This window comes from Pseudoalteromonas sp. 4NS20-0020 (assembly GCF_057554385.1).
This window is the reverse complement of sequence record NZ_BAAJMI010000002.1, coordinates 716,962-731,870: the sequence shown is the minus strand read 5'-3', so window position 1 is coordinate 731,870 and position 14,909 is coordinate 716,962. Positions and strand designations below refer to the sequence as shown.

The window sequence follows — 14,909 nt, the reverse complement described above, 5'->3', positions numbered from 1 at the left end:
GATTAACTAATCCTCAGCTACCTTTGTTTCGTAAATACAACATCGACAAAACCAGAGCAAAAGTATGAGCAAACGCATTTTATATTGGCTACAAAACGATTTACGCCTAAACGACAACCCAATTTTTAGCAAACTCGCACTACAGCAATGCGCACTAGACGTGGTGTTTGTAATTAACCCCAACTGGTTTAAAAACACGAATTATCAGCAAAAGCAGTATGGTGAAAACAAGTACACCTTTTTAATGCAAAGCCTTTATGAGTTACAGCAAGCATTAATTGCGCGTGGCCAAACTCTGCACGTGCTAGAAGGCGAACCCGTTAGTGTTTTAAAGCAACGTATTAAAGAGCAATACATTGATGAAGTGGTTTACAGTGAGCAATTTGGTGTGTACGAACAACGCGAAATTAATTTATTAAAAGCTCATTGTCCTGAAACCCAGTTTACCGGTACCCTGCAGGATACCTTGTATCAGCAAAACGACCTGCCATTTAACTTAACAGATTTACCCAAAAGCTTTACCCCATTTAAAAAGAAGGTTGAAGCTGCCAACATACCAATCACACTGTCGCACATTACAACCGAGCTATTGCCTAAACCTATTACGCTGTGCGCTAAAAACCCAATTGAGTTACCAAAAGCAGTTAACAACTCAATGCATGGCGGCTTAACAAGCGCACAAAAACACTGTGAACAATACTTTGCAGGCGAATTACCTAGCACGTACAAAATAACTCGCAACGCGCTTGACGGCTTTGACAACACCACTAAATTTAGCCCATGGCTTGCTTTTGGGTGTATTAGCGCAAAACAAATATACAATGCGGTTGAGCAATACGAACAAACATATACCGCTAACGATTCAACCTATTGGATTAAGTTTGAACTACTGTGGCGCGAATACTTTAAATGGCACGCGCTAAATGTACAAAGCAGCTTGTTTAGTTTTAAGGGGCAAAAGCAAACTAAGCCACTTACTACGTTTATGCCAAACCGTTTTGCTGCTTGGTGCCAAGGCACAACGCCTTACCCCTTGGTTAATGCCATCATGAAAGAGCTCAATGCCACCGGTTTTATAACAAACCGCTCAAGGCAAATTGTGGCAAGCTGTTTAGTAAACGAGCTGGCACTCGATTGGCGTTACGGCGCAGCTTATTTTGAGCAGCAGCTAATTGATCATGACGTAGCAGCCAATTGGGGCAACTGGCAGTACATAGCGGGAGTAGGCGTTGACCCACGTGGCGGGCGGCACTTCAATATTGAAAAGCAAACACAGCAGTTTGACCCTAAATCCATTTACACAAAAAAATGGGGAGGCAATCAAAGCCCAGATGCACAGCTAGATCATCTAAACGAAGTAGATTGGCCTATTTAAGCCAATCTACCTCCACCTAGTTATATTTAAAACAGCTGAGCAATGCCTACATTAATGGAAAAGCCACCTAAGGTTAAAAACAAAAATAAACAGCCAGCTAATAACAGCGGTTTTATACCGGCTTGGCGAATAGCGCCAACATGTGTACGCAGCCCAAGTGCGACCATGGCAATGGTAAGTAGTATATTGTCAAACCATATAATGGCGTTTGTAGCACCTTGGGGAATAACCGATAACGAATGTATCCCGCTTGCCACTATAAACAAAACCGCAAACCAAGGGATTGTAATACCCGAGTTTTGCTCGCCGCCCTGTCCGTTTATGTTTGCATGCTTTTTACTTTGCCAAAATGATAAGCCTACTAAAAATGGCGCAAGCATCATTACACGTAGCATTTTTTCTATCACGGCGGTGTCGGCCGCATTGGCACTTACCGCAGTCCCTGCTGCTACCACTTGTGCGACTTCATGAATGGTTGAACCAACAAAAATACCATATGCGTGCTCACTCAGCCCCATGTACTCAAACATAATAGGGTAGGCAAACATACTTAACGTGCCAAACACCACAACCGTTGCCACCGCTACCGATACTTTATGTGCCTGAGCTTTTATAACCGGCTCTGTTGCCATTACCGCTGCAGCGCCACAAATAGAGCTACCCGCACCTATTAGTATGGTTGTTTGTTCATCAAGCTTAAAAACGCGCTTACCTAGCTGTACTGCTAATATAAACGTACCTAACAGCATTACCACATCGGTTAATAGGCCATGCCAGCCTACACCCGCTACTTGCGCAAAAGTAATTCTAAACCCAAATAAAATAACGCCCGCTTTAAGTAATATACTTTTAGCGTAATCAACGCCTACATCTGTACGCGTAGCAATGTGCGCAAAAACGCTGTTGCCCACAATAATGCCAAGCACAATACCAATTGTTAACGAGCTAAATTGCGCACTTTGCATTATAGGTAACTTACTTAATGCAACAGATGCCCCCGCTAACACAACCACCAGCAGCATACCTAACCACCAGCGCGTATCGCCGTATTGCTTAGTATTAATACCTAGAGGCTGAAAACTATTTTTAATAGCGCTAAGCATAATATTCCCTCACTTAAACCATGTTGATGTATTGACTTAATTGTAAGAAAGCTCAAAATATAACTCCAATATATTAAAATCATGATTTGATAACTTAAGGTTATACAATTTAAAGTTATACAATTTAAAGTTATACAATTTAAGGTTGTTCAATGAATTTACATGCACTTAGGGTGTTTTATACAGTGGCTAAATTGGGTAGCTTTTCAGGCGCAGCCCAAGCACTTTTTATAAGCCAGCCTGCTGTTTCTAAAGCGCTAAAAGAGCTAGAGCACCAATTAAATATGCAACTTATTGAACGTGCATCTAAAGGTAAAAAACTCACCTTAAGCGAAGGCGGCCAAGCCTTGTATGATCACGCCCGCAGTATTTTTGCTATCGAAAAAGCCGCCGTAGACGATATAAAATCGCGTACAGGGCTCAAACGTGGCACGCTCGTTATAGGTACCAGCACCACTATTGCCAGCTATTGGCTACCGCCCTACTTAGCCAAATTTTGTGCGCAGTACCCACACATAAAAGTAGAAGTACAAGTAGCTAATACCGCGCAAATTGAGCACGCATTACTTGAATGCACCATCGATTTAGCACTGGTTGAAGGCACACCTACCGAGCCGCATATAATAAGTAAGCACTGGCAAAACGATTTAATGAGTGTGGTTATACCGAGTAACTTTAAGCCCGCTAAAGACTTAAAAGCATGGTTAAACGAGCAGTTTTGGTTATTACGCGAGCCAGGCTCGGGCACGTTAGAAATGTCTGTAAAGTTATTAGCAGAGCATGGCGTGCAAGCTGAGCGCAGTATGCAATTAGGCAGCAACGAAGCCATTGCAAGGGCCGTTGCGCAAGGTATGGGAGTCGCTTTATTGCCAAATGTAGTTACTGAGGATTTAGTGCAGCTAGGTAAATTAACACGCCTGAGCCAAAAAAATAACAAGCAACTATCAAGACCGCTTTATCAACTGCATTATAAAGACAGACCGTCCTCGCATGCTGCGCAAGCATTCGAAAAAAACCTGTTTAGTGAATAGAAGTTATTCGTGTAAAACTATGGCTAAATTGTAAGTCACCTATAAGCGAAAAAACTTTAGCTAAATACAATTTGTTGGCATTTTTCATAAACCACAATTGAGTTTTTTCAGATCACATCAATGTCATAAGCCACATAACTTTAAGTAAAAGACTAATAATCAATACCACAGTATTATTCATTCACATGTGTGGATAATATAACTAAGGTTAAGACAAATACTTTGATGCTAAACCAATACCAATAATTAAAATAATTAATAAAACCCAATATTTTTTTGAACCATCTAAATTTTCACCGCACACAGGGCAAGATGATGACGCGATTGGAGTCCCGTTAAGATTTGTCGTTTTAACTACTGGTGAGGTAATCCCTGCTTTACACTTTTTACACTTCATAAATATCCGTTTTAATTATAAATAAAATTGTTGGTTAATGCTCACATAACACTTACAGACCCTGTGTTAAATCTTCTGCCAATGACCCCGTGGGTTTTTCAATCACACGCACCAACTCTTTACCATTTTGTTTAACAATAAATGTAGGGGTGTATTTTAAATCATGTGCCTCAGCAACACCTGCATCGTCTCGCTTGGTGAAACCCACAGCCACATAGTTAACACTTGCCAGTTCAACTTTTGACTGTTCAAGAAGTTTAATGAGTTTAGGTACTTCGCGGTGGCTGTCGTGACACCAAGTACCAAATAAAACAACTAGCTTTTTACCTTTAAGCTTTTGCATTAACGCAATGTCTTGTGCTGTTGGCGTGAATGCTTTGTATTGCTCGCTAAACTTATCGTAATCGTTTAGTAAAGCCTGCGCGCTTATCTCACCTGAAAATGGCGCAACATCGTCAGCACACGCTGCCAATGGTAGGCTTAAGGCGCATAATAAAATTAATTTTTTAAACATAAGGATACTTTATAAAAAAATTTGTTTAACTATACCCAATGTTGAGTGCGGAGTGAATAAGAGTGATTTTAAATGCAACTTTAAATATAAATGCGGTGATACGGTTGCTACTTCTATACTCCCTATTATCCCCCTTCATTATTAATAACTTGTAATTTTTGTACTAAAAAATCCACAGCAGCTTTAACTTTAGGCACTAAATAGCGTTGTTTTTGATACAGTAAATAAACCGCCATTTTTGCATTTTGGGTGATAGCTAACGTATGCTCAAATTTAAGCTCTTTTAACTCACCCGACCCCAAATACGATTCAAGCGCCCACCGGGTCGACATTAAAATACCCTCACCATTACACGCTTTTTTAGCAAGCCAAGGCCCATTATTTGAAATAGCGATAGCAGGTGCAGATACGTCGTGCCACTGCTCGTTTATTTTACACAACCACGGCGTAGGGCCCGATGGCGTTTTATAATAAAGCCCAACATGTTCTTTTAATTCTAAAACATGAGTAGGCTCCCCGTACTCTTTTAAATAACTTGGCGACGCAACAGGTATAAACTCATTATCCATTAGCTTAATTGCTAATACACGCTCGTTAGGTGCATATCCCCCGCGAATAGCTATATCAACATCGTCCCGCCCCAGGGTTGAAAGTTCATCACTTAAGCTTACATCTAATATAATTTGTGGATACAAAGCACTAAATTCATCAAGCAATGGCATTAAAATTTTGTCGCCAAACCCAACCATGCAACTTATAGATAACCGACCCATAGGCGTTGTTTGGTAGCTTTTAACCGTTTCGTGGCTTTTTGCTAGCTGCCCCAATATTTGCTGCACATCGTTGTAATAAATGCGTCCAACCTCTGTGAGTTTAACAATACGGGTAGAGCGCTTTAAAAGCGTGGCACCTAAGCTTTTTTCTAAATCAGCCACTCGGCGCGATAACGACGAGGGCGGTACACCAAACTCTTTTGCGGCTTTGGTAAAGCTACCTGTATCAACCACCTTAATAAAATACCGTATAGCTTTAAGCTGATCCACATTGCACCTCCATCATACACACCAATTATTGCCTAAAAGACAAAGCTGATTCGCATTTTCTGCTATATATGCATCAATTAAAACAAGTAATAATAAATTTAACGTATTACACACTTTAGTAATGCCTTATGGCACAACAATAAAGCAAATAACATGGACTAAATTATGATTACTTTGCACGGCTTTGCGTCAAGCAACTATTACAACTTAATAAAGCACGTACTTTTACACAAAGCACTGCCATTTAATGAGCACCTTATATACAACAACGATGAGCCATTTTTAGCAATTAACCCAATGGGTAAAGTGCCCGCCATTACTACAACAGATGGGCTAAATATTGCAGAGTCGAGTGTTATTTGCGACTACCTTGAGGAAACCTACCCAAGCAAGGCGCTATACTCTGAAGATTCAACCGAGCGCGCTTTTGTTCGCCAAATAATGAAAATAAGTGAGCTTTACTTTGAATTACCAAGCAGGCGCTTAATCCCATATGTATTTTCAGGCTCACCTACTCCAGAGCAAATTAAAAACGAAGTACGCCAACTATTAGAGCGTGGCGTAAATGCGTTTTGCGAATTAACGCATTTTTCGCCGTGGATAGCTGGCGAACAATTCACCATGGCAGATATTTACGTTTACTACGTAAATTCCGTTGTGAACGAGTTTGCTCCAAAAGAGCTTAATTGGGATGTACTGGCCGAAATCCCTGGTATGAAAGAATGGCAAGCAAAAATGAGCCAGTCGACTATTGCACAGCAAATAGAGGCAGATCGCCAAGCAAATATGCCTGAGTTTATGCAAAAGGTAACAGCACAAATACAGGCAGCTCAAAGCAAGTAATTACGCTATACGCTACCCATTCTCAATTTATAGGAACAGTATTATGACAGATACAAATACACAACTTACTTCAACAATTAACAACGACAACACCCTAACGCTTGCTTTAAAAAATATTGATATGCCAACACCACAGGCCGACGAAGTAGTTGTACGTATAGAAGCCGCACCGCTAAACCCGTCTGATTTAGGTGTGCTATTTAGCGCAGCCGATATGGGCGCAGCAAAACAAACCGGTACTGATCAAAACCCTGTTATAACAGCCAACGTACCCGCGCAATTTATGCCGTCGCTTGAAAAACGCGTAGGTAAAGCCATTCCTGTTGGTAATGAAGGTGCAGGCACTGTAGTCGCAACGGGTACGTCGCCTGCGGCACAAGCATTAATGGGTAAAACAGTGGCTGTTATTGGTGGTGGTACTTATCGTCAGTATTTATGCACCAAGGTACAAAGCTGTTTAGAACTAAAAGAAGGCACTACCGCTAAAGAGGGGGCATCATCTTTTGTAAACCCACTTACTGCACTAGCCATGGTAGAAACCATGCGCGCCGAGGGCCATAAAGCAATTATTCATGCAGCTGCGGCTTCTAACCTTGGCCAAATGCTAAACCGTATTTGTATTGCCGATGGCGTTGATTTAATTAATATTGTACGCAAAACAGAACAAGAAAAATTACTGCGCGATATGGGTGCAAAATATATTGTTAACTCAAGCAGCGACACTTTTCTTGCTGACCTAACAGCTGCAATAATTGAAACCGGTGCGACTATCGCATTTGACCCAATTGGTGGCGGCCAATTAACAAGTGACATACTGAACTGTATGGAAGCGGCAGCTGCGCGCGATATGAAAGAGCACAGCCTATATGGCTCAGACACGTTTAAACAAGCATATATTTATGGTGCGTTAGATCGCGGGCCTATTACACTTAATCGTAACTTTGGCTTTGCTTGGGCTGTAAACGGGTTCTTGTTATTTAATGCTTTAGGTAAATTAGGCACAGATACAGTAATGAAAATGCGCAAACGCGTTGCTAATGAAATCACTACTACATTTGCGAGCAACTACACGCACGAAGTGTCATTAGCTGAGGTATTACATTTACAATCAATTGCCGCTTACTCTAAACAAGCTACCGGTGAGAAGTACTTAATTAAACCTCAAGCTTAATTATATATTCTTCGTTAAAATTAAAAAGCAGATGCTAATTAAGTATCTGCTTTTTTTACGTTTAAATACACGCACCCTATTATTGTGAGCCTTGCAGTTAACGCGTCCTTAAAGCTCGTCACAAAACCATCATAAAAATGTAATTTACTGAATGTTTACACATTGTTTGCACCTTCTTTTTTTATTGTTTTACCACGTTATTAAAATAAAAAAGATCGCATCAATGACCATAAAACCCCTACTATTTTATTCATTAATTACCTCCATTACATTTTTGTATGGCTGTGGCGGTACTGAGCAAACAACCGATAGCAGCACAGAGCAAAGTACTGACTCATCATCAACAATCACGTCAACTGGTTTAGTTATTAACGAAATTGTCGCAAGCCCAAGCGATACAACCTACGATTGGATTGAGCTATACGCCACTGAAGATATAGCCGACTTATCGGTATTTTCACTTGTTGATGATAACACCGACAGAGAGCCTCAATCTTTACCCGCAGCAGCGCTTTCGCAAGGTGAGTTTATTGTTATTCAAGCCATTGATGAAACCGACACCCCGCCCGATAACGGTTATTACGTTACCTTTAAACTAGGGAGCGACGATGCTGTTACGTTATACGAGGACGGCACTGCGGTCTCTGTACTTGATTGGGAAGAAGGCGAAGCCCCTGAAGGTTTTAGCTACGGCTTATACACCGACGGCACCGGCACCGCGCAAACATTAACGCCAACAGAAGGCGCAGCTAACCAAACAGCCGATACCTCTACACTTGTTACAACGCTAATTGCTGAAGATGCCCCACTTCGTATAAACGAAGTAGTAGCAAAAGATAGCGGCGGCGGCGAGGACTGGATAGAGCTTTATGTAACAAGCAGTAGCGATGTGTATTTAGCAGACTACACCCTAAGTGATGACAATAACGAACAATTTGCTCTACCCGATATCACGTTATCGCCGGGTGAGTTTTATCGTATTTACGCAAGCACCGATGATTTAGGCGTTCTGCCAAGCGTTGCGTTTAAATTAGGCGCAAGCGATACCGTAAGCCTTTACAGTAACAATGTAATTATAGAGCAGTTATCATGGAATAAAGGCCAAGCGCTGAGTGGTTACAGCTATGGTCGCTACCCTGATGGCAGCGATGCAACTGCGGTACTCACTCCAACAGAACTTAGCTCAAACAGCCAAGCAACCCACGGGCCACTCGTTATTAACGAAATAGTGGCAAGCGCCGCAGACGATGGCAACGACTGGTTTGAGCTATACAACAACAGCGCAAATACAATTAACTTAGCCAACTACAAAGTTATTGATGAAAGCGACGACATAGACCCCATCACCCTGCCCGACATAGATTTATACGCAGGCCAATACATAACTATTTATGCCACCGATGAAGACCCAGGCACTTACTACGTCCCGTTTAAACTAGGCAAAGAAGACGAGCTAAGCTTAATACTCAACGATGAAGTAATTGACTACATTGACTGGGACGAAAGCGATGTAGCCACAGGCTTTAGTTACGGCCTAAGTAGCAGTACTGGCTTTACTCATGCGTTTTTAACACCTACCCCAAGTAGTGAAAATACAGTGGCAACCGCCTTTACACCTACAGCGGTTCATACGCTTTCTATTACAATTACCGACGAAAACTGGCAAGACATTCTAGATAACCCACTTGATGAGGAATATCACGAAACCGCTATTACCTTTAATGGGGTTACACTCGATAGCGTGGCTATTCGCACTAAAGGTGGCTCAAGTTTAAGAAATGTTGCCAACTCTAGCAGCGACCGTTACAGCTTTAAGGTTGATATTAACGAATATGTGTCGGGGCAAAAGTTTTTTGGGCTAAAAAAATTCACACTACAAAACTCGTTTAACGACCCGTCGTACATGCGTGAAGTAATCGCCTACGAGCTAATGGATGAAATGGGTGTACCAACGCCTGAGCATGCTTACGTTAACTTTTATGTAAACGGCGAACTATTTGGTTTGTATTTAATGGTAGAAGCCGTGGATGGCGAATTTGTTGAAAAACACTTTACCAACAGTAATGGCGATTTATACAAGCCAGATGGCACAGGCAGCGATTTACTCTGGCTAGGTGACGACATACAAAGCTACACCGATATAAACCTGCAAACCAACAAAGACACCACCGATAACGGCGCCTTTATTAACTTTGTAGAATCGCTCGATAAAGGCGAAACCAGCGCCATAGATATAGACACTCTGCTACGTTATATGTCGGTTAGTACTTCACTGTCCAATTTAGATAGCTACCACGGTCCGCTTGCGCATAACTATTATATTTACGATGACGATGGCGTATTTAGCATTTTGCCATGGGATTTTAACGAGTCATTTGGCACATTTAACATGGATTGTAATGGCGTAGATGTAAGAGAGCTCTACATTGATGAGCCTGTAAGCGGCGCATTAAGCGAGCGCCCATTAATTGCTAATGTCTTTGCCGAGCAAAGCAACCTCGATACGTACCACAGTTACTTAACACAGCTTATTAATGGCTCACTTTCAAGCAACACATTTAACGCACGCGTAAATGAAATAGCCGACCTAATTCGTGAGCACGTACAAAACGACCCAACTAGCTTTTATGGCTCAACCTACTTTGAGCAAAACCTAACCTCTACAACGGGGCAGTTTTACGGCTTAACGTCTTTTATGCAGTACCGCGTAGCAAATATGGCCGCGCAGCTCGATGGCACATTGCCCTCAGCGGGCGATGGCAGCGGCTTTTGCGCTAGATAAACAACCCATCCTTTGCGCGGTGCCAGCACGCTGGCACTGCACTCTATTACTTTGCAATTTAATAATCTGAGAAAATTATGACAATTCAAGCACGTTTTAAGGATGAACTTTTTGAAAAGGATACTTCAATCTCACCAGTAGCAATTACTGTAATAAACACTAAAAATAAGCAGGCTCAGCCCGAAAAGCCAAATGCTGATGGCTCATTATCAACATTAATTAACGAGTTACTCACCCCATTTGAAGGCTACGGATTAAACGATCTTAATAATGCTAATTTAATGAACCGTGTAGACAGTAAGTTTATGCTGCCACTGTCTTTTTTACCTGAGTTACTAACTCACTTACAAGGGCAGTACCGCGTACTTGATATACAAGGTAAGCGTTTATTTTCTTATTATAATCAGTATTTTGATACGCCTGCTCTCGATTTATATAAAGCCCACCATAACGGTAAGCTAAATCGCTACAAAGTGCGCCAAAGGCGCTACGTTGATACCGCCACCGAATACCTAGAAGTAAAACTAAAAAACAACCAAAGCCGCACTGTTAAAACACGTATAAAGCTCGAAAAAAACAACGAGCAAGCCCATTGTACTGCGTTTATGAAAGAGCAAATGAAAAACAGCTTTGCACATTTAAACGTAACCCAGCAAAGCGGCTATAACCGTATAGCGCTAGCCAACGAAGAAAAAGCCGAGCGCTTAACGCTTGATTTTAACCTGTGGTACAACACCCCAAAAGGGGATAACAAAATAACCTTACCAGGCTTTTTTATTGCCGAACTTAAGCAACGTAAAAAAACAAAACGCTCGCCATTTTATAAACTTATGAGCAAACACCACATATTCCCAGCCTCGTTTAGTAAATACTGCATTGGCTGTGCTTTGCTCTACCCCGAGCGCTTAAAAGTAAACCGCTTTAAACCTGTTTTAGCCCGTTTAAAACACCTTAACCGCACTAACCCACTATTACCATTAGAGAATAATTAAAATGACAAAATTAGATCTTATTTTTCTTTCCCGCTTTTTAGTAAACATCCTATCGCTGGCTGTACTTTGCTATGGCTGTTATTTTCGCATCAGTAAAAATGCAGTGGTGGCAGGCTCGTTTATTTTATTTGGCGTAGGCGTTTTTATTATTACCTTTTTGCTGCACGGGGTTGATATGTCAATGGAATTTGCATTTGGCCTATTTGCAGTATTTACCATGCTAAGGTACCGCACTGAGTCTATTTCGATTAAAGAAATGACCTACTTATTCCTTGTTACTGCCATTGCTTTACTGACCTCTGTAGGGCAAATGAGCTTAATTGAGCTAAGTATTCTTAATGGCATTATTTGCTTAATTGCCTTTTTGATTGACTCAAGCGTATTTGTAAAACGCTACGAAGTACAAAGCGTTTGCTACGAGCGCATAGAAAACATAACCCCGCAAAACCAAGCCACACTAATTGATGATTTAAAACAGCGCACAGGCCTAAATGTAGTTGCCGTAGATATAGAACACATCGACTTTTTAAGAGACGTAGCGCAACTAAAAGTAAGTTACCTAGCCGAAAAACAAATAAAGGCAGCCTAACATGATCTCTAAACAAACGATGACTTATGCGGCACTTTCAGCACTTTGCTTTGTTAGTAACGCAAGCTTTGCCAAAATTAACGACGATATAGACCTAAGCGGCTATATCATGCTCGACTACAACAAGTTTGATACCTCATTATTAGAGGGGCAATACGACAGCAGCGATTCAGAAAGTACCTCTGAAATACGCCGCGCTCGCCTAAGTTTTAAATCAGACATCAGCAAAGACTGGAAAAGTAAATTTCAGCTTGGCTTTGCCGATGGCGAAACCGAAATAAAAGACGCCTACCTAGAATACTCTGGCTGGAAATATGCCGATTTAACCATAGGCAAACAAAAAGAAGGTTTTGGCCTAGAAAAACTAACTAGCTCGCGTAAATTGCTAATGCTTGAGCGCAGCATGATAAGCGAAACGTTTTCACCAGGACGCAGCTTAGGTATTAGCCTTTCCGGGGACATAGCCTCAGTAAATTGGCAGCTAGGTTATTACGAGCCCGATGAAGACGAAGCAACGTCTGCTATTACAGGGCGCGTAGCCTGGGTGCCATGGCAGCAAAACACCAACCTTTTACACCTAGGCATCGCCTTTAGTGAGAGGCAGTACGACGGTAACGAATTTAGAGTGAATGAACCTCTTGAAGTTTATACCGCCGACTCATTAATAGAAGGCGATAAAATTAATGCAGATAGCCTTTCACAACAAGGCGTAGAGCTACTATGGCTTAAAGATAGATTTACCATGATGGCCGAGTGGCAACAAGCACAAGTAACCAGTATTGAAAAGTCAACTATCGATTACGAAGGCGGCTATCTGCAATTTGGTTATCAGCTATCGGGCGGATACCGTAAATATAAAAACGCAAAACTAGGCGCAAGCTCAGAGCCAGGCTGGGAGCTCACTGGCCGCTACAGCCTACTTAAACTCAAGCAAGAAAACCAAGACGCTAAAACCTACGCCCTTGGCGTTAACTACACCTTAAACAAGAATATAAAGTTTATGGCCGACTACATTAAAGCCGATTACTTTGAAGCAGGCGGTACTATCACATCGGGCAATGCAATCTCATTAAGGCTGCAGTATTCGTTTTAATGCGCTTTGTAGTTTTAAGCCGGTTAATCTAAAACTACAAAGTCCTGTGTTAAACGTAACGTTTAGCACAGGGCTTTTTAATTAAGCTGTTATGATCAATATAATAAATAAACTGCCAGAAGGTTACTAATCAAACTGGAACTCATCCCACTAACTTAAAAACTTGAGCTCATTTCCAAGCCAAGCTCTCTCTGAGCGGGCAACTGTGGGGCTAATGGATGAAGTAAAGCTTGCCCCCTTTGGCTGCAAAGTAATGAGGAGGTGTACACTAAAACGGGTGAGGAGCACTTATCGTTTCATGTTCTTGTTATATTTATTGTTTTCAAAGTAACAACATATGTATTAATGAAACAACCCAAAATAATATGCTGGTAAAGAGAGGGCTATAAATAAAATACCTAACCCCGCACCATTACCTTCAGCTAGACGAGCATTTTCTTCATCACCTTTGTGGTATAAAACATCTGCATAATGACCTACGGGAATGATTTTAGAATGAAATGAAGTTTTAGATTTAACAACATAGGTAGAGCCATTAACTGTAAACTCAAAGAATGGCCTATACACTTTCCTCTTAATGTTATCAGTATCTTTAGCAATGTATTCCTCATAACGAAGAACTCTGCCTTTAATCTTAAGTGCGTTCTTATTGAAGCGTCGGTAGTCGTAGCATACATAAATGCCTAGCGCGCTAAAAATAACCCCGCCAAATAATGGAATAATATTCATTTGTCTCTCCTTGACAGTATTCAGAGTGTAAACCGACCCTGCGATTAAACATAATGCCTTAAGATGAGGCGTCGCTTGCGCCGCCCTTCTGGCTTAAATTGTTATGTGGTAATGGTCTGCTTATCATTTGCCAAATACTTAAACAGTATACAAAAACAATAGAAACGCCTACTGCCAAAATACGTGATTCTGGGAATGAAAACCACATAACTAAAATTAACGCAGTGCGTAACCCCGCATGAATTAGCCCTAAAGGGTGTTGAATAATCCACGAGTACACTACCCAATGCAAACCTAAACCAATACCAAAACTTAAAGTTAGGAACTCAGGAGCATATAAAAATAACGGTATATGGACTGCCCATAACAAATTTACCATTAAGACAGAAGCGCCCATAAGTTTTGCCAAAGGATTTTTTGAAGAGAAAACAACTTCTTTGGTTATTTTTGATATCAATAAAGCAATTGGAAAAATTAACCCTGAACAAAAAAGTAACACTAACAGACCCGCACTAACAGGAACCTGAGTTGATACTATTGCCACCACAAGCCAATAAATAGCTCCCGCTATAGGCATAGATAATGATCGTTTAGCAGACCATTCAAAGTCCGCTCTTAGTTCTTCCAATGTCATACTATTTCCTCAATCCTTCATTTTACATAACGAGACTGTAGAACAACTCCAACTGGCTATTTTTTAAAAAATGAGTAAACCTACTGCCTCAACAACCGCATAAGGGGCTGATAATAACTTGCTAAAATGTGTTGCGAAGCGGAACTGAGCAAGCTGTTAGCAGTCCCATTTCTTAATGCGCTTGTTATATTTACCTTTTTAATTCTTCGTAAATTTTATTAGCGTAATTATTCATTTCCTGAGTAACTTCAACTTTGTTCCAAGAATCTGATTCAGCCCACGCATAAATGCCTATATCCGAAGAATATAGGATAATTATGTTTGACTCTTTAAACCAATCAACTCCCCAATAATGAACATGGGATGCGCCAGTTCTGATTAAATCACATTTCTCAGATTGAGCTTCGCATACATTGAGATAAACAATCGAGTCGACTACTTCAGGCATTAAAACATAAAAGTCGTCATTGGATTTGATGGGAGCAAGTTTGTAGTTTGAACATCCAGACAAAACGAAAATTAATAGAAAGAGAATTTTACGCATAAACTTCCATGTAAATACAACTTGAACCTAACGGACAATAATACTGCGGTAAAGTGCGCAGCACCGCAG

General features: G+C 41.0%; 14 protein-coding genes. 8 read left to right on the top strand and 6 right to left on the bottom strand.

Going from position 1 to position 14,909, the window contains the following annotated elements; genetic code table 11:
* Positions 1–64: 64 nt before the first annotated feature.
* Positions 65–1,375, top strand: coding sequence for a DASH family cryptochrome (locus AC27JL_RS07170; RefSeq protein ID WP_487195239.1), 1,311 nt, complete (start codon positions 65–67; stop codon positions 1,373–1,375).
* Positions 1,376–1,401: 26 nt separating this feature from the next.
* Here AC27JL_RS07170 and AC27JL_RS07165 read toward each other — a convergent pair whose 3' ends face one another.
* Entirely contained in the window at positions 1,402–2,478 is a 1,077-nt protein-coding gene (locus tag AC27JL_RS07165; RefSeq protein ID WP_487195238.1) for a YeiH family protein, read from the bottom strand.
* Positions 2,479–2,630: 152 nt separating this feature from the next.
* Here AC27JL_RS07165 and AC27JL_RS07160 point away from each other — a divergent pair, with 152 nt between their 5' ends.
* On the top strand, positions 2,631–3,509 hold the full coding sequence (locus tag AC27JL_RS07160; protein WP_487195237.1) for a LysR family transcriptional regulator: 879 nt from the start codon (positions 2,631–2,633) through the stop codon (positions 3,507–3,509).
* Positions 3,510–3,958: 449 nt separating this feature from the next.
* Here the strand turns inward: AC27JL_RS07160 and AC27JL_RS07155 are convergent, their stop codons facing one another.
* Together AC27JL_RS07155 and AC27JL_RS07150 are read right to left on the bottom strand one after the other, a co-directional pair.
* On the bottom strand, positions 3,959–4,420 hold the full coding sequence (locus AC27JL_RS07155; RefSeq protein WP_487195236.1) for a TlpA family protein disulfide reductase: 462 nt from the start codon (positions 4,418–4,420) through the stop codon (positions 3,959–3,961).
* Positions 4,421–4,545: 125 nt separating this feature from the next.
* Positions 4,546–5,463 (bottom strand): LysR family transcriptional regulator, encoded by a 918-nt coding sequence (locus AC27JL_RS07150; protein ID WP_487195234.1) that lies wholly within the window; start codon positions 5,461–5,463, stop codon positions 4,546–4,548.
* 165 nt (positions 5,464–5,628) lie between these two features.
* Between AC27JL_RS07150 and AC27JL_RS07145 the strand changes: the two genes are divergently transcribed.
* The 6 genes from AC27JL_RS07145 (at position 5,629) to AC27JL_RS07120 (ending at position 12,933) form a co-directional block, all read left to right on the top strand.
* Positions 5,629–6,306 (top strand): glutathione S-transferase family protein, encoded by a 678-nt coding sequence (locus AC27JL_RS07145; RefSeq protein WP_487195233.1) that lies wholly within the window; start codon positions 5,629–5,631, stop codon positions 6,304–6,306.
* A 43-nt stretch (positions 6,307–6,349) separates the two neighbouring features.
* Positions 6,350–7,477, top strand: a complete 1,128-nt coding sequence (locus AC27JL_RS07140; protein WP_487195232.1) for a zinc-binding dehydrogenase — start codon at positions 6,350–6,352, stop codon at positions 7,475–7,477.
* Positions 7,478–7,700: 223 nt separating this feature from the next.
* Positions 7,701–10,259 carry a CotH kinase family protein gene (locus tag AC27JL_RS07135; RefSeq protein ID WP_487195230.1) on the top strand — a complete coding sequence of 853 codons (2,559 nt, stop codon included), beginning with the start codon at positions 7,701–7,703 and terminating at the stop codon, positions 10,257–10,259.
* Between the two features lie 77 nt (positions 10,260–10,336).
* Positions 10,337–11,251, top strand: coding sequence for a polyphosphate polymerase domain-containing protein (locus tag AC27JL_RS07130; RefSeq protein WP_487195229.1), 915 nt, complete (start codon positions 10,337–10,339; stop codon positions 11,249–11,251).
* 1 nt (position 11,252) lies between these two features.
* Positions 11,253–11,840 carry a DUF4956 domain-containing protein gene (locus AC27JL_RS07125; RefSeq protein WP_008126572.1) on the top strand — a complete coding sequence of 196 codons (588 nt, stop codon included), beginning with the start codon at positions 11,253–11,255 and terminating at the stop codon, positions 11,838–11,840.
* Between the two features lies 1 nt (position 11,841).
* The gene (locus AC27JL_RS07120; RefSeq protein ID WP_487195228.1) at positions 11,842–12,933 is read left to right on the top strand and encodes an OprO/OprP family phosphate-selective porin; all 1,092 of its coding nucleotides are present in this window, start codon (positions 11,842–11,844) and stop codon (positions 12,931–12,933) included.
* A 342-nt stretch (positions 12,934–13,275) separates the two neighbouring features.
* Here the strand turns inward: AC27JL_RS07120 and AC27JL_RS07115 are convergent, their stop codons facing one another.
* The 3 genes from AC27JL_RS07115 to AC27JL_RS07105 all read right to left on the bottom strand — a co-directional run bounded on the left by AC27JL_RS07115 (position 13,276) and on the right by AC27JL_RS07105 (position 14,840).
* Entirely contained in the window at positions 13,276–13,662 is a 387-nt protein-coding gene (locus tag AC27JL_RS07115; protein ID WP_303430737.1) for a hypothetical protein, read from the bottom strand.
* A gap of 58 nt (positions 13,663–13,720) precedes the next feature.
* A complete protein-coding gene (locus AC27JL_RS07110; protein WP_487195227.1) occupies positions 13,721–14,296 on the bottom strand; it encodes a DUF7010 family protein in 576 nt (191 codons plus the stop codon).
* 190 nt (positions 14,297–14,486) lie between these two features.
* Positions 14,487–14,840: a hypothetical protein gene (locus tag AC27JL_RS07105; protein ID WP_006793547.1), complete on the bottom strand. Its 354-nt coding sequence runs from the start codon at positions 14,838–14,840 to the stop codon at positions 14,487–14,489.
* Positions 14,841–14,909 lie beyond the last annotated feature (69 nt).